This is a genomic window from Tannerella sp. (assembly GCF_030528505.1).
In the GTDB taxonomy this organism is placed as follows: Bacteria; Bacteroidota; Bacteroidia; order Bacteroidales; family Tannerellaceae; genus Tannerella.
In genome coordinates this window covers 1-25,574 of sequence record NZ_JAUMYS010000007.1, presented here as the reverse complement: position 1 = coordinate 25,574, position 25,574 = coordinate 1, and the positions used below count along the sequence as shown (strand labels likewise).

Genomic DNA, 25,574 nt, shown 5'->3' with positions numbered 1-25,574 from the left:
ACCTTCGGGCAAGATGCCGGCCGAGCCGGAAAAGACCGTGCTTTCACGAACCTTAACATGCTTGAAAAGTAACCCTTGGTCATGGTGTCAAACAAAAAGGACAGCCTGTCGGTCCAAACAATGAAATCCGACAGGCATCGGTTTCCCAACCGATAGGCATAAAAAAAAATCCGATAAGCATCGGTTGCCAATCCGATAGGCATCGGATCCGGAATTTGATGCGGTTGCCCTGTATCCCCCCGAATGTTGTTTGTAGCGTTCGGAGGGATTTTTATATTTATGAGAACAAAAGACAAGGCGCACGGCCGTTAAACGCAGGTTTATGGTAAAACTTTTGTGGGTCTGCGTGGAAATTGAGAAATTATCATGTACATTTGCAGTTCAATTTTTATTTTATGTAAATTTTAAACTCTAACAAAATGGAAAATATCAATTGGTCGGAAATTCCGTTCGGATACATGAAGACGGATTATAACGTAAGATGCTGCTATCGTGATGGCAAGTGGGGCGAGATTGAAATATCTTCGTCCGAAATGATTAATATCCACATGGCCGCTACGTGTTTGCACTATGGTCAGGAAGCATTCGAAGGACTGAAGGCTTTCCGGGGTAAAGACGGTAAAATTCGTGTGTTCCGTATGGACGAGAACGCCAAACGGTTACAATCGTCAAGTCGTGCAATCCTGATGCCGGAATTGCCAGTAGAGAAATTTGAAGAGGCTGTGCGCAAGGTCGTCTTGTTGAACCAACGTTTCATACCTCCCTACGAAAGCGGATCGTCGCTCTATCTGCGTCCGCTGTTGATCGGAACCGGAGCGCAGGTGGGCGTTAAACCGGCTGTCGAATATTTGTTCCTCATTTTTGTCACACCCGTAGGTCCTTACTTTAAGAATGGCTTCCAACCGTCGAAGGTATGCATCATGCGCGGATACGATCGTGCAGCACCTCATGGCACGGGCATGGTGAAGGTCGGCGGGAATTATGCTGCCAGTCTTTTGGCCGGTGAAAAGGCGCGGAAGGGCGGATACGCGGCCGTACTTTACCTCGATCCGAAAGAGAAAAAGTACATCGACGAATGCGGACCTGCCAACTTTTTCGGCATCCGCGGCAATACGTACATCACACCTGCGTCCGAATCTATTCTTCCCTCGATTACGAACAAGAGCCTGATGCAGCTTGCCGAGCAGATGGGCATGACGGTAGAGCGTCGTCCGGTGCCTTTTGAAGAAATCGCGACATTCGACGAAGCGGCCGAATGCGGAACGGCAGCCGTAATTGCCCCGATTTCTCAGATCGACGACCTGGATGAGGAGAAGCAGTACATCATTGCAAAAGATGGAAAAGTAGGGCCTGTTTGTACCCGTTTGTATCATAAGTTGCGTGCCATTCAATACGGTGACGAACCCGACGAATACGGCTGGGTGAAGGTGATTGAATAAAAAAAGTAAAAAAATAACAGAAACATGCAACATTTCGCTCCCGTTTTGCGTCATATGTATAGAATGTTAAAAAACGGAGTACAATGAAATCGAAGAGAATGTTTCTGTATATAGGGGTATTGGCAGCCCTTGCTTTCGCATGGGGGTGTAATGAAGAAGATATGGAAAGTACGGCTGCCGGTACTTCGCTGAAGGTCTACAATATTTACAATTCGGGTTGTTTATCGAATATCAGATCGGAAGAAGCGGAGGCCGCTTTTTCCGATCTGTATGAAACGCTTCGTCTGAAAGCCGTTGAGGGGGGCCGGTTGCAGATCGCTCACGATAGCGTGATTTATAATTGTGCGGCGAAGCTGGAAGTTCGTGTCACCCAGAATGGTGATCAACTTTGGGTGAAGGAGAAAGATGTTTCGAAAAGTAGCGTGCGATGTCTCTGTCCGTATAATCTGAAATATGAAATACCGTTGAGGCACGGAACCTATACGATACGAATCAATGATGGTACCACTTACATGTTTACTCATCATGCGACTACCGATACGGTTATTTTTCTGAGTCTTTCCATGAAAAATGATTTATCTTTCTGATATATGATTTGATATAATCGAAAAAATATCGCTCTTTCTTTTGATCATATCATGTGATCTTTGACCTTCTACGAAAACTGCCAGAAGCAAATGGCAGTTTTTGTGGTTTTTTGCCAACTCGACATTACAATTTCAAATATCTTCGTATCTTTGCCTTCGATTTTTAACAAGGCATGGAGGCTTTTTACCGAACACATCAATATCTATTGGCACATCTCGGCTCGACCGTTCGGCGTGGACTGATGGATGAAATCGACTGGAGCCAACGGTTAATTGGCATCAAAGGCTCGCGTGGAATAGGGAAAACAACGTTTCTGCTGCTGTATGCCAATGAGTTTTTCGGTCCGGAAAATAAGGAATGTCTGTATATCAATCTGAATCATTTCTTTTTTACGGAGCGTACATTGATTGACTTTGCCGGCGAATTTCGTTCGCAGGGAGGAAAGGTATTGCTTATCGATCAGGTATTCAAATATCCCGAATGGTCTCGTGAGTTGAGATATTGCCACGACCATTTCACCGATTTACGGATTGTGTTTACTGGTTCGTCCGTCATGCGTCTCAAAGACGAAAACCCCGATCTGGCAGGGAAAGTTTCGTCGTATTATCTGCGAGGCTTCTCGTTTCGCGAATATCTGAATTTAATGGCCGGTACGGACTTTCCAGTCTATTCGTTCGACGAGGTAATGAAAAATCACGTAGCTATAGCTCGTGAGGTATGTACATCGATCAAGCCTCGTGCTTATTTTCACGATTATCTGCATCACGGTTTTTATCCGTTCTTTCTCGAAAAGCGCAACTATTCGGAAAATCTGCTTAAAACGATGAATATGACGCTCGAAGTCGACGTTTTATACATCAAACAGATCGAGCAGCGCTACTTGACGAAGTTGCGCAAATTGCTCTATTTGCTTTCGCTTCATATGCCTTGTACGCCGAACGTGAGCCAGTTGAGTAAGTTGATTGAGACATCACGGGCAACGGTAATGAACTATATTAAATATCTGCAGGATGCACGGATGATTAATCTGCTTTATGCACCGGGGGAGGAATATCCTAAAAAACCTGTGCGGGCGTATATGTACAATCCCAATCTGATGTACGTGATGAATCAGCAGATACCTGATGATACGGCAGTAAACGAAACCTTCTTTTGTAATCAACTGATTAAAGACAACACCCTAAGCGAGAGTAACCAAAACGCTCGTTTTTTAGTGAATGGGGATTATCATTTTCAGATTGTTCCCGACACGAAAGGAAAATTTAATCCGGATATGTACTATGCCGTCGATAAAATGGAAACAGGAGGAGAAAACCTGATCCCTTTATGGCTGTTCGGATTTTTATATTGAGATAAATAGAATTTAGATGTATATTAATTTGAGAAATTTATGGCAAGAGAAAAGAAATTTTTGACATGTGACGGAAATCAGGCCGCGGCGCATATTTCATATATGTTTTCGGAAGTGGCTGCGATTTATCCGATCACCCCTTCTTCGACCATGGCGGAATACGTAGATGAGTGGTCTGCCTCGGGACGGAAGAATATTTTCGGCGAACCGGTTCTGGTGCAGGAAATGCAATCGGAAGGCGGTGCTGCAGGTGCAGTGCACGGCTCTTTACAGGCCGGTGCTCTGACAACCACTTATACGGCTTCACAAGGTCTGTTGTTGATGATACCGAATATGTATAAGATTGCGGGCGAATTATTGCCTTGCGTATTTCATGTATCAGCACGTACCATCGCATCCCACGCGCTTTCTATTTTCGGGGATCATCAGGACGTGATGGCTGCCCGTCAGACCGGGTTTGCCATGCTGGCCGAAGGCTCCGTACAGGAAGTGATGGACTTGGCAGGCGTAGCCCATCTCGCGACGATTAAGTCGCGTGTTCCTTTCGTTAACTTCTTCGACGGCTTCCGTACGTCGCACGAAATTCAGAAGATCGAAATGCTTGAAGCGCAAGATCTGGCTCCGCTGATCGATCAGCAGGCGCTGGCCGACTTCCGTGCCCGTGCACTGAGCCCGATGAAGCCCGTGGCACGCGGTATGGCCGAAAACCCCGACCATTTCTTCCAGCATCGTGAGTCGTCTAATTCGTTCTATGATGCTGTGCCGGCGATCGTAGAGGAATACATGAACGAGATCAACAAAATTACCGGACGTCATTACGGATTGTTCAATTATTATGGTGCTGAAGATGCAGATCGCGTAATCATCGCCATGGGGTCGGTAACGGAAGCTGCGCGCGAAGCGATCGACTATCTGATGGCTAACGGCGAAAAAGTCGGTTTGGTATCCGTGCATCTGTATCGTCCGTTCTCGGCCAAGCATTTTCTGGCTGCCGTTCCTAAAACGGCCAAACGCATTGCCGTGCTCGACCGTACGAAAGAGCCGGGAGCGAACGGCGAACCGTTGTATCTCGATGTAAAGGATTGTTTCTACGGACAGGAAAATGCTCCGGTGATTGTCGGAGGACGCTACGGATTAAGTTCGAAAGATACAACTCCGGCACAGATTCTCGCTGTGTACGAAAATCTGGCGTTGCCAATGCCGAAGAATCACTTTACCATTGGTATCGTAGACGACGTGACGTTTACGTCGCTTCCGCAGAAAGAAGAAATCGCGTTGGGCGGAGACGGAATGTTCGAAGCCAAGTTTTACGGATTGGGAGCCGACGGGACCGTGGGCGCCAACAAGAACTCGATCAAAATCATCGGTGACAATACCGATAAATACTGTCAGGCGTATTTCTCGTACGACTCGAAGAAGTCGGGAGGATTCACCTGCTCACATTTGCGTTTTGGCGATCATCCCATTCGTTCGACGTATCTGGTAAATACGCCCAACTTCGTGGCTTGCCATGTTCAGGTTTATCTGAATATGTACGATGTGACGCGCGGTTTGCAGAAGAACGGTTCGTTCCTGCTGAACACCATCTGGGAAGATGATGCACTCGCAAAACATCTCCCGAACAAGGTGAAAAGATATTTTGCGAAGAATAATATTTCGGTATACTACATTAATGCTACGCAGATTGCGAGAGAAATCGGGCTGGGTAACCGTACGAATACGATCCTCCAATCGGCCTTCTTCCGTATTACGAAAGTGATTCCGGTGGAACAGGCTGTTGATGAGATGAAGAAATTCATCGTTAAGTCATACGGCCACAAGGGCGAAGATGTGGTGAACAAGAACTATGCAGCTGTCGATCGCGGAGGTGAATACCGTCAGCTTGCCGTAGACCCGGCTTGGGCTAACCTTCCTGATGATGAAAAGGAGAAAAATAACGACCCGGCATTCATCAACGAAGTTGTTCGTCCGATCAATGCGCAGGACGGCGATTTGTTGCCCGTATCTGTTTTCAAAGGACGCGAAGACGGAACATGGGATCAAGGTACGGCTTATTACGAGAAGCGCGGTGTGGCGCCTTTTGTGCCCGAGTGGAATTCGGAAAACTGTATTCAGTGTAACAAATGTGCGTATGTTTGTCCGCATGCCTCCATACGTCCGTTCGTACTCGACGAGGAAGAACAGAAAGGCGCAAATTTTGAGCAGCTGAAAGCTGTCGGTAAAATGTTTGACGGAATGACCTTCCGCATACAGGTCGATGTACTCGACTGTCTGGGTTGCGGCAACTGTGCCGATGTATGTCCGGGCAAGAAAGGCGAAAAAGCATTGACGATGAAACCCATCGAGAGCCAGTTGCCACAGGCGGAAAACTGGACGTATTGTGCGGACAAGGTAAAGAGCAAACAGCATTTGGTAGATATTAAGGCCAATGTAAAGAACTCGCAGTTTGCTACGCCTCTCTTCGAGTTTTCGGGTGCATGCGCCGGTTGCGGTGAAACACCGTATGTGAAATTGATTACGCAGCTCTTTGGCGATCGTGAGATGGTAGCTAATGCCACGGGATGTTCGTCGATTTATTCCGGTTCCGTACCGTCGACGCCTTATACGACAAATGAGAAGGGACACGGTCCTGCCTGGGCGAACTCGCTGTTCGAAGACTTCTGCGAATTCGGTTTGGGTATGGAATTGGCCAACGAACAGATGCGTGGACGTATTGTCCGGCTGTTCACTCAGGCTATTGAAAGTGATCATACGCCGGCCGATGCGAAGGGATTGATGCAGGAATGGATCGACCACATGCACGATGCCGACAAGACGAAGGAATTAGCACCGCAGTTGGAAGCCGTGATCAACGGGGGAGCCGAGTCCGGTTGTCCGGTATGTAAAGAACTGCAAGGGCTTTCAAACTATCTGATCAAGCGTAGCCAGTGGATTATCGGTGGCGACGGTGCCTCTTACGATATCGGTTACGGTGGTCTTGACCACGTGATTGCTTCAGGTAAGGACGTGAATATCCTCGTGCTCGACACGGAAGTGTATTCGAATACGGGAGGTCAGTCGTCGAAAGCTACGCCGGTAGGGGCTATTGCGAAGTTTGCCGCTTCCGGAAAGCGTGTGCGTAAGAAAGATCTCGGTCTGATGGCTACGACTTACGGCTTTGTTTATGTAGCTCAGATTGCTATGGGGGCCGATCAGGCGCAGACGCTGAAAGCGATCCGCGAAGCGGAAGCTTATCCCGGTCCTTCGCTGATCATAGCCTATGCTCCGTGTATCAGTCACGGTCTCCGTGCGGGTATGGGTAAGAGTCAGGAAGAAGAGGCGCGAGCTGTGGATTGCGGTTACTGGCACTTGTGGCGCTACAATCCGCAGTTGGAAGAAGAAGGAAAGAATCCGTTCCAGCTCGACAGTAAAGAGCCGAAATGGGAAGATTTCCAAGACTTCCTGAAAGGTGAAGTACGCTTCTCGTCCGTAGCCAAGCAGTATCCGAAAGAAGCTGCCGAGTTGTTTGCCGCAGCCGAAGAAAATGCGAAATGGCGTTATCGCAGCTATCAGCGTATGGCGTCGGAAGACTGGAGCAAGTAAGAAATTTGGTACTGAACGATAGAGAAAGAGGATGTGTCCGTAAAACGAAAAAGTTCGGGCACATCCTTCTTTTCTTTTTATATCCAGCTATAATTCTACTTCTACGGTTGCAGAGCCGTGACCTTCGTCTTTGCCGTGTAATTTCTTGTTTACCCAAATCTCGACACGCAGCAATACAGTCTTATCTTCATCGTAACGAGCATTTAACCAGACTTTTTTGCCTTTTGGATGTTTTACCGTCTACTTGGTTTCCCACTTATCTCTGACGATTAATCCTCGGATATCGTGTTCCGTTCTCGTTACGTCATTGATGATTATTGCCTAGTAAGGAGTGTTGCTGAAAACTTTTTCAACGACGACCGTATATTCATCGTCGTTGTTGGAGCATGAAACAAGTATACAACATGCTGCCATAGTCAATAAAATAAAAAAGATTTTGTCTTCATTGTTTTATATTCTTATTGTACAGATATCGCGAATTGTACGGTCCCTGTATTTTTCCGGTTCGATTTTGAAGCATGCTATTTTAGGAACTAAAACATTTAGTAATTGAACGAGATATTTCTCTTTCTCGTCTTCATTGGCTATACTTTTCAGCTCTATAACTTCCACTTTTCTTTCCGGAGACGTATTGAAATCTTTAAACATGTTCTCGGAGCAGAAACCCTGTGGAGGAGAGACAGCTCTTGCAATACATCCGACATAAGGAAATGTTCTTTTTCGGTAAAAAGGTTTTGTATTCTTGATTTAATTTTTTTATATGAGAAATTTTTATATTCTTGGTGAAAAGAAAAAGATGTTTTATTTCGATTGATCCCTAAAAATAGGAATTTCTTTCAGGTGAAGGGACGAAGGTGATATGCTTTGTTATTCAATTATTAGCATCGGATAAATAATTGGAAAGTCTGAAAAAACATCTTCGAGGTCAGTATATGCGTTGTCTGAATAGTCCATTTCCTTCGTTTCCAAATCTTTTTTGCATGGCAATAGGAGTAGTTGTCCGATAAAAATTAGGGGGGCAGTTAGAAATGAATTTACAAGGGAAAATAATTGGGGAAAAATACAAAAGAGGCAGAGCCTCATCGTTGATGATGAGAAGCTGCCTCTTTCAAGCTATGTAAAACAGAATTACGCGGTAGCTACTGCCGAAGCATGCTCTGTCGTTTTAAATTTACGTTTCTGAATTTCATATGCGATTGGCGTGGCTACGAACAGCGTCGAATAGGTTCCGACGATTACCCCCAACAGGATAGCAAATGTAAAACTCTGAATCGTAGAACCACCCAGCAGGAAGATGATCAAGACAACGATAAAGGTCGAGAGTGACGTACTGAAGGTACGTGCAAGCGTTGAGTTCAATGCATCGTTGATCACCTGATAACGGTCGCGTTTGGGATACGTTTGAATCGTTTCGCGGATACGGTCGAAGACAACCACCGTATCGTTGATCGAGTATCCGATCACGGTTAGAATGGCTGCAATAAACGTCTGGTCTACCTCCATCGAGAATGGCATGATCTTCCACAGCAACGTGTAGAGTGCTATGATACACAATGTCGTTACTGCTACGGATACGAATACGCCGACTGAGAAGGCTACGTCGCGGAACCGAACGAGGATATACAGCGCCATACAGAACATGGCAAAAATTACGGCCATGAATGCACTGTTCTTAATGTCATCAGCCATGCTCGGTCCTACCTTCTGCGAACTCTGAATATGGTCAGAGGTAAACTGTTCGAACGTCGTACCTTGCGGCAAGAACGATTGCAGACCCGCATACAGTTTGGCCGTAATATCATCGTCTACATCCGTGGCGTTGTCGTCAATTCGATAGTTTGTCGATACACGTACCTGGTTCTGTGAACCAATGGTAATGACACCGACTGACCCACCTTGCAATTGCGGTTCGAGTGCCGAACGGATTTCGTCCGTTCGCACATCTTTGTCGAAGCGAATCACATAGTTACGTCCTCCCGTAAAGTCGATACCGTTATTCAAGCCTACGGTGAACATCGAAACCGTACCGAGGATAATGATGCTCAGCGGAATCAGATAACCGATTTTACGCTTTCCGAGGAAGTTCACTTTCGGATTAGTCAGAATATTTTTTGACAGCGAAGTCGTGAAGGTCAGATTCTTGATCTTATCTTTCGCCAATAACGCTTCGTATACGAGACGGGTCAGGAAGACAGCCGTGAGGAATGATGCGATCAGACCGATAATCAAGGTCGTGGCGAATCCGCGGATTGGGCCTGTTCCGAACACGAATAATACGATACCTGTGATGACAGTTGTCAGGTTCGCATCGAAAATTGCCGAGAAAGCGTTTGAGTAACCGTCAGCAATGGCTTTAGCCAGTTGTTTGCCGCTACGCAGTTCTTCTTTTGTGCGTTCGTAAATCAACACGTTGGCATCGACGGCCATACCCAGTGTAAGCACCATACCGGCGATACCCGGCAGCGTCAATACAGCTTGGAACGATGCGAGAATACCCATGGTGAAGAAAATGTTCAGCACCAATGCACCGTTGGCAATCATACCCGGTACAAGACCGTAGATGGCGCACATGTATATCATCAAAATAATCAGAGCCAGCACGAACGAGATAACTCCCGCCTGAATAGCTTCATGACCGAGCGAAGGCCCTACGATATCTTCCTGTACGATATTCACCGAAGCAGCCATCTTACCTGATTTCAGTACGTTGGCCAAGTCTTTTCCTTCATCCTGCGTAAAGTCGCCCGTAATCTGCGATTGTCCGCCGGTAATTTCCGTCTGAACGGTCGGGGCAGAATAAACCATTCCATCCAGCACGATCGCGATGCTTCGTTTAATATTTTCTTTCGTCAGACGCGCCCATTCACGTGCTCCTTCGGCATTCATCGTCATGCTCACCTGATACTGCGAACGTCCGATCTGCTGTTGTGCGAAGTCGGCCACGGCATTCGTCACGACGTCGCCACTCATGGCCGGCGTGCCGTCGCGGTTTGTTACTTTCAGCGCATACAACTGGTAGAACTGGTCGTTCTCATCCATTGCTTTGACGCCCCAACGGAAGATAACGTTGTTCGGCAACACGGCTTTGACCTGTGACATATTCAGATATTCTGAAATCTTATCCATATCTGTTTTTCTCGCATAGCCTACTACCGGTCCGGGGATCAGGTAACGTCCGGTTGGGTCTACGTTCAGTTGCAACAAAGCAAACAGCGGATGTTGTTTGGCATATTCTTCGAGCGACATGTTGGCTTCGGGCGTTTGCTGCTCCTCACTTCCCAACTGTGCGATCAGCGAGTCGGTGGCTTGTGAGGCCGTCGTGTCGGCTGGCGCCGCCGATTCGGGAGTCGTCACGGATGCAGCAGTCGTGTCGGCTGGCGCCGCCGATACCGGTGTCAGAATGCGTGCCAGTACTTGGTCGGCTGCCATCAGTTGCTGATTGATCTCCGTCAGGTTATACGTTTCCCAGAATTCGAGGTTGGCACTTCCCTGCAAAAGTTTGCGCACACGTGCCGGCTCTTTTACACCCGGCAATTCGACCAAAATACGTCCGGCAGTTTCGAGACGCTGGATATTGGGCGAAACAACCCCAAAGCGGTCTATACGCGTACGTAATACATTAAAGGAGTTGTCGATGGCGCTTTGCAGCTCTTCTTTAAGTACGGAAACAACATGAGCGTCAGAACTTTGCGGGTTAATTTTTTCTTTCAATTCAAACGTGCTGAAAAGCGCTGACAAATGTGCACCCGGATCCAGCTTCTTATACTCTTCGGCGAACAGATCGACAAAGTTTTTCTGGCTGGTTGCCTGACGGGCATAGGCAGCTTCCAACGCTTTGTTGAAATTGGCATCCTGATTGTTGTTGGCCAGCGAACGGATGACATCCGGTACGTTGAGCTCCAATACAACGTTCATTCCACCTTTCAGGTCAAGTCCTAAGGTTACTTCCATCTCCCGGCACTGTTTCAACGTATAAGCGCCAAACCAAACTTTTTTGTTGGCTAACGAGTCTAGATAAAAACTCTCCTTCGACGAGCTTCCGTTTGCATACTCAGCCGCCTCTTTATAATATTTTCTCGTCACAAATGAGAAAGAGAGATAATAGAGGCAAACCAGCGTGAGCAATATCGCAAAAACTCTCACAAATCCTTTGTTTTGCATTTGAAATTCTTGATTTATATGTTATTTGTTCTTATTCCTCTTTTTTTAGGGTGCAAATATAGCGTTTTTTCATTAGTTAATGACAAAAACGGAATTAATTCTTGTTTTATGCGAAGGGAAACGAGGATTGAAATTGGGGGCAAAATTTAGGAACTTCTATAAAAAAGAAATGGTTGTCTCACGACAACCACAATCTTCATTGTTAACCTTAAATCTAATACCATGAAAAACACGATGCAAAGATAAGGCGTTTTATGCTATCCAACATAATTCTTCGGCAGAAAAACGCATTGTGTTAGCTTTATTTAACTCTTTTGTCGGCTCCCCACATCAATTTATCACGTAAAGTTTGATAAAAAGTCTGGTTGTACCGGTTTATAATATGTATCGAAAAATCCGCTTTGGAAACGGAAAGTCTTACATCTGTGGGGCAGCTTTGCGAACGCCCGTCGAGGGAGATCAGAAAGGAATTGGTCCGACTTTCGATGTTTAACGAAATTTTATACGATCCGGGCACCACGAGCGGGCGGACATTTAGGCTGTGCGGTGCCACAGGACTCAATACGATGTTATCGCTCTGCGGCAAAATGATGGGACCGTTGACACTCATCGAATAAGCTGTAGAGCCGGTGGGTGTTGCAATGACTAACCCGTCGGCCTGATAGGAGGTCAGGTATTCGTCGTTCAGGCTTGTGTGGATCGTGATCATCGAAGAGGTCTCACGTTTCAAAATGGCCACTTCGTTAAGGGCGCAGTTGTAGCCTTCAAACGTATGCTTGTCCATATCCAGACGGAGCAGCATCCGTTCTTCTATATTATAATGTTTATGATAAAGTTCGTCGAGTGTTTCCTCAATCTGGTCTGCCCCGATATCGGCCAGAAAACCTAATCGTCCCGTATTGATGCCTAAAATCGGGATGTTCTGCCTGTTGATCTGCTCAGCCGTGCGAAGAAATGTCCCATCGCCTCCTACACTTAATGCGATATCCAGATCGAACGGGGGGGCTTGAAGGACGCCGTTAATCGTGGGGCATACTTCGGGAAACTCGGCCAGGAATGCGTCGAAATCGTGTGAAACATAAACTCTCGCGTTCAATACGGCTAACTTTTTGAATAATCTGCGAATCAACGGCAATTTATCCGTGTGATGTCCACTACCGAATAATCCAACTTTCATTTTATAAATCTTTTACACCGAATTTCTTTAATAATTCCCCAATTCATCCTACATTTGCATGTATATTTGTCGACAAATATAAGGAAAGTGAACGAAATAAGACATATCTTGCATGGTAAATTTAAGTGTGAACATCAATAAGACGGCTACTCTGCGTAATGCGCGAGGTGGAAATATGCCCGATGTGGAACAGATCGCCAAAGACTGTGAATCATTCGGTGCTCAGGGTATCACTGTTCATCCCCGTCCCGACGGCCGGCATATCCGGTACAGCGACGTTTATGCCATTAAGCCGAATATTCGTACCGAACTGAATATCGAAGGATATCCCAGTGCGTCATTTATTGACCTGGTGTTGGATGTGAAGCCGACACAAGTTACCCTGGTACCCGATGCTCCCGATGCCTTAACCTCCAATGCGGGATGGAACGTACGGGAGCATTTCGAATTGTTGAGCGAGTTAACAGAGGTATTCAAGCGAAACCGCATCCGCACATCTATATTTGTCGAAACGGATTTGCCGAACCTCGAATGGGCAGCTCAAACGGGGGCGGACCGTATCGAATTGTATACTGAACCGTATGCACAGCGATATGACACGGACAGGGAGGCTGCCGTAGCCCCATTTGTTGAAGCAGCCAAGTATGCGCATGAGCTTGATCTCGGTATCAATGCCGGCCATGATCTGAACTTGCAGAATCTATCTTTCTTCGTGTCGCGCGTGCCGTGGCTCGAAGAAGTGTCCATCGGCCATGCTTTGATCTGTGACGCGCTCTATTACGGTTTGAAAGAAACGATCTGCCTCTATAAAAACTGCCTGAAGCAGGCATAGAAAAAAGAACAAAAACAAAACATAAAACAGAAAAACGTATGAACATCTTAGCAGTATTAGCACAAGTGACACCTACTCCGGCCGACACAGCCCCGATGGAACTGACGACGGGCACCGTCCCGACGGAAGCGCAATTGAATATTATTGATTTGGCACTGAAAGGCGGATGGGTGATGGGCGTTCTCCTCGTCCTCTCTTTAGTCGCAATTTATTTCTTTATTCAAAGAGTCTTGGTGATCCGTCAGGCGGCCAAGAGTGACGAAACGTTTATGAACCGGATTCGGGATTATGTATATGAAGGAAAAGTCGATTCGGCGCTCAACTTGTGCCGTACCACCCATACGCCGTCAGCCCGTATGATCGAAAAAGGAATTATCCGTTTGGGGCGTCCCACGAACGATGTGCTCGCGGCGATCGAGAATGCCGGAAATATCGAAATTGCCAAGTTGGAGAAAGGTTTTCCCGTGCTTGCAACGACAGCAGCCGGTGCTCCGATGATCGGTTTTTTAGGTACGGTGACCGGGATGGTACATGCTTTTTACGATATGGCCAATGCCGGGACGAATGTCGATGTATCGTTGCTCTCGGGTGGAATCTATGAAGCGCTGGTTACAACGGTAGGCGGTCTGGTGGTAGGCATCATCGCTCTCTTTGCGTACAACTATTTGGTATCACGTGTAGATAATGTCGTCAATCAGTTAGAGGCCAGTACGATGGAGTTTATGGACTTACTGAACGAACCGGCAAGCTGAGTATCATGGCGTTGAAACGAAAAACAAAAATCAATGCGGCGTTCAGTATGGCTTCGATGACGGATGTCATCTTTCTGTTACTGATCTTTTTTATGGTTACGTCGACGGTGGTAGTACCGAACGCGATCAAACTGACTTTGCCTCAAGCTCAGAAGCAGACGGCTGCGAAACCGCTTACACGGGTTACCATCGATGCGGCCGGGAAATACTATGTTGCGGCCGGGAAGCAGCGCGAGCGGATGGTCACATTCGACGAAATCACGCCTTTTCTTCAGGAGCAGTACGCTCAGGAGCCTGATATGTTTGTGGCATTATATGCCGATGAAACCGTTCCTTATAAAGAAATCGTGAAGGTGCTGGATATTGCGAACGAAAATAAATTCAAAGTCGTATTGGCCACCCGTCCTCCATCTCATAGGCCATGAAGTTTGAAAAGAACGATATCATAGCGCTGATCGGCTCGATTATCTTTCATTTGGCGCTCTTCCTTTTCCTCTATTTTACGGTACTTAAAACGATTGTTCCGGAGGAAGATGGCGGTGTTATGGTGAATTTCGGCAATATCGACCTCGCAGCTGGACGGTTTGAGCCGCGCGGTGAACCTGCTTCGTCCGATATGACAGCCGCTCCTCCACCACAACCTGCTCCTCCTACGCCAGCCGAAGAAATGATCACGCAGGACATGGAAGAATCCGTCTCACTCACCAATAAGAAGAAGGAGGAAGAACGGAAAAAGAAGGAAATGAAAGAACAGGACGAGGCTCGTAGAAAGGACGCGGAGCAGCGCAAGGCCGAAGCAGAACGCAAGAAACAGGCTGATGAACAGCGGCGTAAGGAACAGGCAATCCGTGACCGTGTAGCCGGTGCTTTCGGGTCAACCGGAGGCAGCGAGAACAGTAATCAGGGCGATGCGGCCAGCGGCAGCGGCAATCAGGGAAGCCCGTTCGGCAACTCCGACAGCGGAGCGAACGAAGGAGTGGGCGGTATCGGTTCATTCAACTTGAACGGACGTTCCATTGGTGCGGGAGGCTTGCCCAGACCGGCCTATACCATTCAGGAAGAGGGGCGGATCGTGATCAATATCACCGTCGACCCGCGGGGCAACGTGATCATGGCCGAGATCGGTAAAGGTACGAACATCGACCATGCCACAATGCGAAAGAGTGCGCTCGAAGCTGCGCGGAAGGCGAAGTTTAACAGTATTCAGGGCACGAATAATCAGAGCGGGACGATTACGTACCGCTATTCATTAAGATAAAACACATGTAATAACCATTCAAAAACTTATAAATGATGAAAAAGGCTTATGTATTTTTAGCAACCGGCTTTGAAGAAGTCGAAGCCATCGGTACGGTCGATGTACTGCGCCGTGGAGGAATGCACGTTGTAACGGTTTCGATGACCGGAAACTTGACGGTTAAGGGAGGCCATGATATCCCTGTCGTTGCCGATGCGCTATTTGAAGATCTCAGCTATGCTGATGCCGATGTGCTCGTGTTGCCCGGCGGAGGGCCGATGCTCAACGATTACGAGGCATTGAAGAAGGAAATCGTCCGTCATCACGAGGCCGGCAAGCCGTTGGCTGCTATTTGTGCAGCTCCGCTTGTTTTCGGCGGGCTGGGACTGCTTGAAGGGAAGCGTGCGACGTGTTATCCGGGGTTTGAAGAGTATCTGAAGGGAGCAACCGTAGTGAACGCGCCGACAGTCACCGATGGCTCAATCATTACGGGTCGGGGACCGGGGCTGGTTTTCGATTTCGGATTGGCTATTTTGGAGCATCTTGAAGGGCTCGAGTCGGCTGAACAAGTCGCCAAAGATTTATTATTGAAATAAAAAAGCCGCTTCACGCGGCTTTTTTATGTATGACAGGTGAGCGTTTTATTCTTTGACTTCTCCGATCTCTCCGATAAACAGAATGACGCCGGTGCTCTTTTCGCGTATGGCAAAAACAAACGGCCGATCAATATGGAAAGGAACGGGGGAAGGACCGACGGATGTATTTTTTGTCTCTACAACGGTTACGGCCGCTGCTTCCGTACCTTCTTCGTCGACTTGCACAAATGTTTTATGGATCACGCGCGAAATGAATATTGGGATATCGGTGATACCGGAAAAATCGGCGGATGTTGTAAACGGTACGTTCATTCCCATCTCCGGCAGAATCTTTTTCTCGAGCTGGTATTTACATTCCGTCTTGAAGCGCGGCATACGCAGAGATATTTGCGTTGGGTGAATGCCTTTTGTAATCACATCCCAATGCTTGTTGTCGAGCTGTTCGATCACGTCGCGCGTCGTTTTGCCTTCGTTCGGCAGCATCACGATCATGCTGAACGCCTTGTTGCCGTAGTCCATCTCAAGGTACCGGCACCGTTCGTCGGTCGTGTAGCCAAGAGTGCTTGTCTGCGCCATCATGCTGACTTCCTGTGTGGTACCGTCCGCTTTACGGAAAGAAGCACGTTGGGTATCGCTCTTTTTAAACCGGGTCATCCAGATGCCTTTGAAATAAACGGCATTGATCAGATACATAAAAGCGTTTTCCGGAATGTTGTCCAGCACCTCGGTGATTTTGTTGTTCGTTTTTTTCGCACACCAGCCGTTAATGGCCGGAAGAGTGGCGGGCGATGAAAAATCGACGGCTCTCACCTCCGCGTCGTAGTACGTGCGATTAGCCTGAATAAACGGCTCTTTAACCGATGCTTCCTGTTTGTACCAGATCGAATTGGCCATCCCGATCGTGGTCGAAGGGTCTACTTTGAGGAGTGCTTCCCGTAGCGAACGACTGTATTCGTTGATGTCCTCCATCGTATAACCGGTTTCGCGCAGTGCGGTTTTCATCTCATCGGCCGTGGTGCCGGCGGCGCCGTTCAGCGTCATGTTCAGCGCCATGCTTACGCTCAGCGGCGAGATAAAAACATTCGCTTCGGTCGTGTGCTTGCGCGTCGTTCGTAGCAGATCGAAGGCGAAGGCGTTGTCTTTTTCTACCTTCTCTGCCTTTTTCAAGACGATGGGCTGGGCCTCGGTCAGAGGCTTGGGTGTTTCATGATCGGAAGTACAGGCGCCCATTAAAGCCATGATCCCGATACCAATCCATTGTGTTTTCATCTCAATCGATTTTTTTGTAAAACGTTTTTTAAAATGATCTCTATACCTTGACGTGTAAAAGGGCAAAAACGTTGCAATGTCGGTTCAAAAAAATGATGACGTGGTTCGTTTGGACAGATAAGAACAGCTTTGCAGCAGAGCAACGTCCGAAATCACAAACTTTTTATGTAGTTTTGCGCAACTTATACGGAAAAGCGTTTGGCATCATTTGTTTGCGCGAAGATATGATGCGTCTGAACGTATTATTTTGAGCAGGATAATGATATGAAATTACGAGATATAGCGGTGATGGGAGTGTGGTTGCTGACGGCTTGCCGGCCGGAAAGGCCGGTGACTTCGTCAGTCATGATCGATTTGGAAAAACCTTCGCAGCCGGTGCAGGAAGCGCTGTATGGTGTGACGTTGGAGGAGATGAATCACGCTGTTGAGGGGGGAATTTATGCGGAGATGATCCGTAACCGCAGTTTGGAGGATGGGGCTGTGCCTTACGGCTGTTCGTACGATGCGTCGCGGAACGTGATCGTCACGCCCGCCGGTTGGCGGATTCCTTTCGTTTCGCCCTGCGCCCTTCCGGGATGGCGAGCGCTTTCGTCCAATACTTCGCTGATGATCGATACGCGTGATCCGTTGAATGAAGAGAACCGCCGTTCGCTGTTTGTGCAAATCGCCTCTTCGGGAGGGTCGGGAGGCGTTGTGGCAGAAGGTTTTCACGGTATTTCGATCGTTGGGGGCGAGCGGTACGACTTGTCTTTCTATCTACGCGGCAGATATGGGCGGAAGATCTCGGTTGCGCTGCGCGACACATTGGCCGGCCGGTTGTTGAGCCAACCTTATGTCGTCGACATGCCGGAAGCGTGGATGCGCTTTCGCCATACCTTTACGGCGACGGACAGCGCACCGAATGCGACGCTGGTATTTGAAGCCGACAGCGGTGTATCGTTCCACCTCGACGTGGTTTCGTTATTTCCCCAAAAGACGTGGAAAGAGCGTCCGAACGGTCTGCGTGCCGATCTGATGGAGGCCGTGGCGGAGCTTTCGCCGGCGTTTGTCCGGTTCCCCGGAGGAGCTTTCGCCGAGAGCTACACGCCTGTCATGATTCCTGATTGGGAGGGGACTGTCGGCCCCATCGAGTCGCGTAAGCCTCTTTGGAGCATCTGGGGCTACGGCACGACGAACGGTGTCGGATTGTATGAGTATCTTCAACTGTGTGAAGACCTCAACGCCCGACCGGTCTATGTAATGAACGCCGGGGTGCTGAACCAGCGCTATCGTTCCCTTTACGAAGATATGAGGAATATGGGGCTGTTGGCGCTCCGCGCGGCAGGGGCCGTGGCGTATGCGAACGGACCGGCCACTGACCCGCAAGGAGGAGCACGCCGTGCCGCTCATGGACATGCCGCGCCCTTCGGATTATCGGCGGTGTCGTTCGGCGACGCGAATCACGGAGAGGAATATGTCCGTCGCTATCGTTTTCTGAGGCGCGCTCTCAGGGATACGTTTCCGCAGATGGCCGTCATGGCCGGTGACTCGGCGGCGGTTCGAGATTTTCGTGAAGACCGGATCAATATGCGTTATCTGATGAGCGCCGATCATTTGATCGCGAGCAGCTCCTGTCTCGAAACGAAGGTCAGAGGATCGCGTAGAGCGAGCCTGTTCGTGGGGGCTTTCGGCACGGCTTGGGGACGTGAGGGCGGCACCATGCGTGCCGCGGTAGGGGAGGCGGCTTTTCTCGTCGGTGTAGAACGTAATCCGGCGCATATCTGCGGCGTTTCCTATTCACCGTTGTTGGGACATGCCGGTTTCCCTCTGAACGGTACACCGGCCATTCTCTTCGATGCGTCGCGTGTGGTCAAAACACCTTCATACCATGTCTTGCAAATGTTTGCCCGAAACCGCGGAAAAGAAGTGTTGGCAACAGAAGTGAATACGTATCGCAAACCGTTGGTGACTTGCGGCCGGGCATCGGTCGTTTTTTCGGGCGATGAATTTGAGACAAGCGAAATAGCACTGAATGAAGCGGTACAGTCGATCTTCTCGGAAAAAGAGAAGCCGTCCGACGGAGCGAAATATCGGTTATTCGGCGACTCGACGATGTCTAATTATACCTTCTCGGCTCGTATCCGGCCGCTAAAAAACGGGGCAACCATGCGATTGCAAGTACGCGATAACGGTCTGACCGACGAGCGACGCGACGCAATCTCGCTCGTACTGACCGACAGTACCGCGGTGCTGTATCGTTGTGCCGGAACATGGCGGCAACCGCTTACGGAAACTGTTCCCCTCTCGCTCTCGAAGGATGCGTGGAGCATGGTACGGATCGAGTGCCGGGACGAGACGATCCGGTGCCGGATCGGTCAGGTTGAACTGCCGGAAGCGACGGTGCCGCTTATGCCGTCCCTGCTCTCGGTGGCCACGTACGATCCGGAGACGGATACGATCATCCTGAAAGTCGTCAATACGACGATGCATGAAGAATGGACTTCGTTGGATGTGAAAGGCCGGAAAGTAGAAGACGAGGCCGAGCTGCTCCGGCTTTCGGCACGCCCCGACAGCCGTAACACCTTCAAATATCCCGATGCAGTGATGCCCGTGAAACAGACGATACGCTTTCGGACGCAGCGCCCGATACGTTACGGGTTTCCTCCTAATTCGGTAACGATTCTCAGGCTGAAGGTCAAGGAGTGAACAGCCGCAACACTTATAGCCTCGTTTCTTATCAATCCCGGCACAAAGGGCGGAACTTTACAGATAAGAAACGAGGCAAACAGATCGCCAAAACGGCCGACGATAGCCTTCCGTTCTATTGAGACTGAGGAACGTTAGTTACTTCCGTATCCCGGATTCTGCAGCATATTAGGGTTCGTATCCATTTCTTTCTTCGGGATGGGCAGTACGATCATGTAAAAATTCCAGTCATACTCCATGTAGGGTGTATCATGCTTTGTTCTGCTCAGGTTACGATCCTCTACATCTTTACGTTTTACCTTCATTCCGTTACGAATCACGTCGTACATGCGATGTCCCTCACCGACCAGTTCTTTGCGCCGTTCGTTCAGGACGTCTTCGACGGTCAGGCTCTTCCCTTCGACCGTGTTGGCCGGATTGGCGCGTTTGACGATCGCGTCAAGGTATTTCACGGCGGCCTTGTTGTCACCCGTCTTGACGGCCGCTTCGGCTGCATTCAGGTACGTTTCGGAGAGGCGCAGCAGCGGAATATTCGCATCCTGAATCGCCTCATTCTGTTGCGGCTGGTACTTGTTGACGTAGGCATAGTATTTTTTGTCGAAACTCAGCAGTTTCAGACGCACGTCTTTCGGATCTTCCTTGAGCAGGTGATAAAACGAGCACGTGATGCAAATGTCGTCGTAGCCGTCTTTCGAACTGAGGTATCCCATGCTTTCTTTGCCTGGCGTATCCGTCGTCAGGTTCACGATTTCGAACAGCACCTCGCCCGGATTGGCAGCCGATGCGTCATGACTCCATGCTGTCGGGTATGCTTCGTTCGTCCACAAGGCATATCCGTTCTTTTGTGCGCCCTCGATGGCTTCCGCAGCTGTTTTCAACGCCAGAGCGTTCTCGTTCTTGTATAGGTAGACGCGGCTTAAGAGCGTCATGGCCGCCCATTTATTGATTTTCCCTTTGTTGAATTGGCTACCCAGCAGCGCGACGGAGGTCGTCAGGTCGTCGATGACTTTGGCATAGCACTCGGCTACGGTATTGCGCGCGGGCTTACTGTGGATGTCCGGAAGGGTTTCTACGATCGCTACGCCCAACGACGCCCCGTTGTCTTTCGTGTACGGATAGCCGAAGATACGCGTCAGATCGAACAGTGCCATGCCTCGAATGGCTAATGTTTGTCCTTTCAGATCGTTAGCATATGCCTTTTCTTTTTCATTGACGGTGATCTTGTCGATGTTTTGCAGAATCAGATTGCAATTTTGAATGATGAAATAGAGGTACGACCAATGGCTGGAGGGGCCGTTGTCTTTCGTGAAATTGAAACGGTAATAGTTCGCTACGCGCTTCGTAGAGCTGACGGCTTGCATATCATCGCCTGTCGCATCGCCATAGTAAACGAGTCGTCCCGAATAGGCGTCGGAATGTTGCATGGTGCTGTAGATGCCGTTCAGCGTAAATTCGATGTCTTTGAGTGACCGGATGCTGGTTTCGGTATCGATCGAGGTGGAAGGTTCGAGGTCTAACCAGTCGTTACCGCACGACGTTATGGAGAACAGGATGGAAATGATCCATAGGTATTTGAATTGTTTCATGATGTTGAATTTTTATCGAGTTAGAAATGCATGTTGAATCCGAATGTGACCGTCCGTAAAGGGGGAGTACCCCAAATGGCGGTACCTCCGCTGACGGCTTCCGGGTCGTAATAATCGTATGCCGCCCATGTCCAGAGGTTGTTGGCTGAGGCATAGAACCGCAGACGATCGATTTTTAGCTTTTGAGTCCATCCTTTTGGGAGGGTGATACCGAAGGTCAGTGTCTTGAGACGAATAAAGTCCGTGCTGTGCAACCTGCGCGTCGTCGAAATTTTATTCATCGCCACGGCGGGATTTTCGTAGAACAGTTCGTAGTTCGTGACATCGCCCGGACGTTTCCAGCTGTTGCGGTAATACGTCGGGATGTTTGCTTTCAGGTCGTTACCGCCGTGCTCCGTTTTTTGCGCCCACGTGTCGTACGAGTAGCCTCCGAACTGGTAGGAGAACATGAAACTCAGGTCGAACCATTTGTAACGAAGCGTGTTGGAAAGCCCTCCGATCACGTCGGGTTCGGCATGTTTATCCAGTACGATGGCGCGTGCCTGCTCGACCGATTCGGTGATTTCTTTCTTATAGTTTCCATCCTTGTCTTTCTCGTTGGTGTAGAACTGCGGCGCGCCGGTTTCAGGGTTGATACCCGCGAATTCGATGAGGTAGAAGGTACGGTAAGATTTTCCGACTTTGCGGATCTGGTTGCCGCTGATGATCTCCGTCTGCAAACCGTCCAATGTCACGATTTCGTTCCGGTTATGCGAAATGTTGAATGTCGTGTTCCATAAGAAATTCTTCGTCTGCACATTCGTCGAGTTGACCTCTAATTCGATCCCCCGGTTTTTCACTTCACCGATATTCATCAGGTAGCTGTCGAAGCCGCTCGTCATGGAAATCGGTCGATCCATGAGCAAGTTGCGGGTGATTCGGGTATAGTATTCCAAGGTTACATTAAGACGGTTCCACAGGCCGAAGTCTAAACCGAGATTGAGGTTATGGTTTGTTTCCCATTGCAAGTCTTTGTTCATCATTTGAGAACGGACGATGCCGGGCTGTTCGAGGTATCCGTTGGTGAGGCTGCTCAGTCCCATGTACCCGAAATAGTCGGAGGGAAGTGTGCCGTTCACCCCGTACGAGGCGCGGAGCTTGAGGTCGGTTAGCCAGTCTTTGGCCGGCGAGATGAAATCTTCTTCGATGGCGCGCCATGCGGCCGATACCGACCAGAAGCTACCCCAGCGATTGTTCCGGTGGAAGCGTGAACTGCCATCGGTACGGAAACTGCCACCCAGATAATATTTGTTCTTGTAATCGTAGTTCAGGCGGGAAATGTAGGAGACCATCCGGGTGCGGATATCGTTGCCGCTGACCGACTCGGTCTTCATCCCGTTGCTGATCTCGTTCTTGTCGGGCGTGGCGAAATTCGTGGCATAACCGGATAAAAAATCGCGGTATTGATCGTCGATTTCATAGCCTGCCAGCGCATCGACGTGATGGTTTTCGGCCAGGGTTATTTTATAACTGAGCTGATTGGCCCATACCATCTTTTTATATTCGTAGAACTTCTTGATCATGCCTCCGTTTTTATCTTCGCCGTTCGAGGTGCGTGGGTCGTACCATTCCCGTCCTTTCGTATTCACGTAGTCATAGCTGAAAGTCGATTTGAATTTCAGGTCTTTGAGAAGCTCATATTCGCCGTAGACAGTATTGAAGGCACGTGTCACGTATTCGCGCTGGAAGTCGTAAGCTGCCGCCAATGCGGGGTTACGGTCGCCGATACGGATCAGTTCGCGATTCCATGTGTTGTCTTCGTTGTAGACGGGGTCGGAGGGAACGACTGCGTTTCGCGAAGTATAAAAAGGAGAAGAATAGGAGGTACCTTCCGAATACACTTCCTGATTCACGGTGGCAAATAAAATGTTCGCACCGATTTTCAGTTTGTCGGTGGCGTTGTAGTCCACATTCAGACGACCGCTGATACGTTCCAGGCCGGATCGTAGCGAGAGACCTTCCTGCTTCAGGTATGCGAGGGACGAATAGTAATTGAATCGTTCCGTACCTCCGGTGATCGATGTTTCGTACGACTGGTGGTTGCCTTTTTGAAGCAGCACATCGTCCCAGTCCACATATCCGCACCACGGAACCGGGGCATAATCGTCTATTTTCTTGTTGGCATAGGCCTTAGCTTCGGCTTCGCTTTTCCCTTTTTTGATCTGCCCTGCCGCCAGTCCGTCGTAGATGTGCTGCCTCCGTTCTTCTCCACTCATGATCGGGCGGTATTCCATGGCAAAGTCGGACTGTCCCCAGTCGGCTTTGAACTGGATAGACGGTTTGCCGGCCTTGCCGCGCTTGGTGGTGATGAGCACCACCCCGTTGGCTGCGCGTGAACCGTAGAGCGACGCGGCGGCGGCATCCTTGATGATGGTGATGCTTTCGATATCGGAGCTGTTGAGCGTCGACATGATGTCGAGGCCTGCTTTCGAGTCGATCGAGTTGATCGATCCCGCACGCATTGGCACGCCGTCGATTACGTAAAGCGGGGCATTGCTGGCGTTGAACGACCCCATGCCGCGAATGTTGAGCGACGACGAGGCGCCCGGCTGTCCCGATGACGAAGCAAATTGAACGCCTGCGGCATTGCCTTGCAGAAGGTCTTTAAACGTTACGGCGGGAATGTCTTTCATTTTCTCGCCTTTTACGTTCGAAGCCGAGCCGGCATAGGCCGACTTTTTAAACGTACCGTAGCCGGTGACTACGACTTCTTCCATCATCTGCGTGTCTGGTGCCATCTGTACTTTGACCGGTTTTCCGGATACGGCTTCTACCTCTACACGTGCGTAACCCATGTACGAGACCTGCAATGTGACCGGTGAGCGATCGACTTGCAGCGAAAATTGCCCGTCCAGATCGCTCGTCGTGCCTTGCGTCGTACCTTTCACAAGGATGTTGGCTCCGATGATCGGTTCGCCCGTTTCGTCTACTACACTGCCCCTGATCTGTATAAGCGTCTGGGCAGTAACCACTCCTGTGAACAAGAGGCACAGGAAGCCAATAAAAAATCTTTTTCTGTTCATACGTAGATATAGTTATAAGAGTATTGCCTGTTTGGGGACGGTTGTTGTGAACCGTGTGTTATCGTATTTGTCATCGTATTGTTTGTAAAGCTTTTTTAATAATCAAGTCTGCGTATCGACGGTTTCTTTGATGATGTATAAATCATAATTCTTCCGTGGCACAGTACCAACTTACTTTCCGCAAAAATACATTTTTTTTGTCTGCTAAGTCGCTTTTGTGAAAAATATTTCAGAAAAACAAAGTTTTACGTACGAAGATTAAGGGGTAAACAGAAGGGGATAATCCATCTTTTTTACCTTTTCAAATTCCTGATAACAAGTATTTTTACTCAGGAGAACGAATGAAAGCAATATGCTTTGTATTGATACTTAATATAGGATTGTAATTGAAGGCATAAAAATTATTTCCTCCTCGTGAACTTATTGTACCGTTCATTTGTTTATCAATAAAACTGTTTTACCAAAAAATTAACTGTCATGGCAACAACCGAGAAAAACAAAGTAATGGTGGAGTTGTACGACCTTTCCATCACGGACCGGAAAGATGACCGTTTCGGTCGAGTAATAACGAGCAAAACGCTCAATGAAGATGATCTGGTGAAGACGGCCGTCTCACGTCGCACCGATCTGAACCCCACGACGCTCAAAGCCTCGTTGGATATCCTCAAAGACATTGCGATCGAAGAAATCTGCAACGGTGCCTCCGTATCGTTCGGGCTGGGCTATTTCGGTCTGAAGGTCAACGGAGTCTTTGTGGGCGATAATGCGCAGTGGGACAGTACGAAACACAGCCTGTCGGTACGCGTATCGCCGAATGTCGAGCTGCGCTCGGCCGTACGCTCGGCCGGTGTCAACGTACGCGGCATGGCATACTCCGGCACGGTGATCAACAGCTTGCTCGATGTCACTTCGGGCGAAGAGAACGGAAAACTCACACCCGGCGGAGGCGTGAACATCTCCGGCACGAAAATACGTGTCGAGGGCGACAAGCCCGGGGTAGGCCTGAAGTTGGTTAACGTCGGCACGGCGGCCGAGACGGAAATCCCTGCCACGTCGATTCTCGTCAACGATCCGTCGAAGATCACGTTTATCGTACCCGTCGCCCTCGCCCCCGGTGACTACCGTATCGTCCTGACGACGCAGTTTTCGGGGAATAAGCAACTGCTGAAAGAGCCCCGTATCTGTGAGTTCGAGTATATGTTGAATGTATAAATCGAACCGGTATTAGGCTACCGGACGAACCGGGATTAGGCTACC

Annotated in this window: 17 protein-coding genes; 12 read left to right on the top strand and 5 right to left on the bottom strand. The window is 49.0% G+C overall.

Annotated elements, in window-relative coordinates:
• Positions 1-419 precede the first annotated feature (419 nt).
• From Q4A89_RS01960 to nifJ, 4 genes are all read left to right on the top strand, one after another.
• Positions 420-1,439, top strand: a complete 1,020-nt coding sequence (locus Q4A89_RS01960; RefSeq protein ID WP_303183347.1) for a branched-chain amino acid aminotransferase — start codon at positions 420-422, stop codon at positions 1,437-1,439.
• 83 nt (positions 1,440-1,522) lie between these two features.
• Complete coding sequence (locus Q4A89_RS01955; protein WP_303183345.1) at positions 1,523-2,026, top strand: hypothetical protein; 504 nt, start codon at positions 1,523-1,525, stop codon at positions 2,024-2,026.
• Between the two features lie 173 nt (positions 2,027-2,199).
• Positions 2,200-3,378 (top strand): ATP-binding protein, encoded by a 1,179-nt coding sequence (locus Q4A89_RS01950; RefSeq protein WP_303183343.1) that lies wholly within the window; start codon positions 2,200-2,202, stop codon positions 3,376-3,378.
• A 39-nt stretch (positions 3,379-3,417) separates the two neighbouring features.
• Positions 3,418-6,960, top strand: a complete 3,543-nt coding sequence (gene nifJ / locus Q4A89_RS01945) for a pyruvate:ferredoxin (flavodoxin) oxidoreductase (protein WP_303183340.1) — start codon at positions 3,418-3,420, stop codon at positions 6,958-6,960.
• A 1,128-nt stretch (positions 6,961-8,088) separates the two neighbouring features.
• Here the strand turns inward: nifJ and secDF are convergent.
• Together secDF and Q4A89_RS01935 are read right to left on the bottom strand one after the other, a co-directional pair.
• Positions 8,089-11,121 (bottom strand): protein translocase subunit SecDF, encoded by a 3,033-nt coding sequence (secDF, locus tag Q4A89_RS01940; RefSeq protein WP_303183338.1) that lies wholly within the window; start codon positions 11,119-11,121, stop codon positions 8,089-8,091.
• Positions 11,122-11,422: 301 nt separating this feature from the next.
• Positions 11,423-12,298 (bottom strand): NAD kinase, encoded by an 876-nt coding sequence (locus tag Q4A89_RS01935; protein WP_303183336.1) that lies wholly within the window; start codon positions 12,296-12,298, stop codon positions 11,423-11,425.
• Between the two features lie 112 nt (positions 12,299-12,410).
• Here Q4A89_RS01935 and Q4A89_RS01930 point away from each other — a divergent pair, with 112 nt between their 5' ends.
• From Q4A89_RS01930 to Q4A89_RS01910, 5 genes are all read left to right on the top strand, one after another.
• Positions 12,411-13,130, top strand: a complete 720-nt coding sequence (locus Q4A89_RS01930) for a pyridoxine 5'-phosphate synthase (protein WP_303183334.1) — start codon at positions 12,411-12,413, stop codon at positions 13,128-13,130.
• Positions 13,131-13,225: 95 nt separating this feature from the next.
• Positions 13,226-13,882 (top strand): MotA/TolQ/ExbB proton channel family protein, encoded by a 657-nt coding sequence (locus Q4A89_RS01925; RefSeq protein WP_303183388.1) that lies wholly within the window; start codon positions 13,226-13,228, stop codon positions 13,880-13,882.
• A gap of 5 nt (positions 13,883-13,887) precedes the next feature.
• Entirely contained in the window at positions 13,888-14,307 is a 420-nt protein-coding gene (locus Q4A89_RS01920) for a biopolymer transporter ExbD (RefSeq protein WP_303183332.1), read from the top strand.
• Positions 14,304-15,140, top strand: coding sequence for an energy transducer TonB (locus tag Q4A89_RS01915; RefSeq protein WP_303183330.1), 837 nt, complete (start codon positions 14,304-14,306; stop codon positions 15,138-15,140). The genes Q4A89_RS01920 and Q4A89_RS01915 overlap by 4 nt, the downstream gene beginning before the upstream one ends.
• 35 nt (positions 15,141-15,175) lie before the next feature.
• Positions 15,176-15,715: a DJ-1 family glyoxalase III gene (locus Q4A89_RS01910; RefSeq protein ID WP_303183386.1), complete on the top strand. Its 540-nt coding sequence runs from the start codon at positions 15,176-15,178 to the stop codon at positions 15,713-15,715.
• A 45-nt stretch (positions 15,716-15,760) separates the two neighbouring features.
• On the opposite strand, the gene Q4A89_RS01905 is transcribed toward Q4A89_RS01910, so the two are convergent.
• Positions 15,761-16,984, bottom strand: a complete 1,224-nt coding sequence (locus tag Q4A89_RS01905; protein ID WP_303183328.1) for a serpin family protein — start codon at positions 16,982-16,984, stop codon at positions 15,761-15,763.
• A 92-nt stretch (positions 16,985-17,076) separates the two neighbouring features.
• Here Q4A89_RS01905 and Q4A89_RS01900 point away from each other — a divergent pair, with 92 nt between their 5' ends.
• Positions 17,077-17,235: a hypothetical protein gene (locus Q4A89_RS01900; RefSeq protein ID WP_303183326.1), complete on the top strand. Its 159-nt coding sequence runs from the start codon at positions 17,077-17,079 to the stop codon at positions 17,233-17,235.
• A gap of 13 nt (positions 17,236-17,248) precedes the next feature.
• Positions 17,249-19,669 carry an alpha-L-arabinofuranosidase C-terminal domain-containing protein gene (locus Q4A89_RS01895; RefSeq protein WP_303183323.1) on the top strand — a complete coding sequence of 807 codons (2,421 nt, stop codon included), beginning with the start codon at positions 17,249-17,251 and terminating at the stop codon, positions 19,667-19,669.
• A gap of 134 nt (positions 19,670-19,803) precedes the next feature.
• Here the strand turns inward: Q4A89_RS01895 and Q4A89_RS01890 are convergent, their stop codons facing one another.
• Both Q4A89_RS01890 and Q4A89_RS01885 read right to left on the bottom strand, forming a co-directional pair.
• The gene (locus Q4A89_RS01890; protein WP_303183321.1) at positions 19,804-21,255 is read right to left on the bottom strand and encodes a RagB/SusD family nutrient uptake outer membrane protein; all 1,452 of its coding nucleotides are present in this window, start codon (positions 21,253-21,255) and stop codon (positions 19,804-19,806) included.
• A gap of 20 nt (positions 21,256-21,275) precedes the next feature.
• Positions 21,276-24,317, bottom strand: coding sequence for a TonB-dependent receptor (locus tag Q4A89_RS01885; RefSeq protein ID WP_303183320.1), 3,042 nt, complete (start codon positions 24,315-24,317; stop codon positions 21,276-21,278).
• A 477-nt stretch (positions 24,318-24,794) separates the two neighbouring features.
• Here Q4A89_RS01885 and Q4A89_RS01880 point away from each other — a divergent pair, with 477 nt between their 5' ends.
• Positions 24,795-25,529, top strand: coding sequence for a DUF4469 domain-containing protein (locus Q4A89_RS01880; RefSeq protein WP_303183318.1), 735 nt, complete (start codon positions 24,795-24,797; stop codon positions 25,527-25,529).
• Positions 25,530-25,574: the final 45 nt, after the last annotated feature.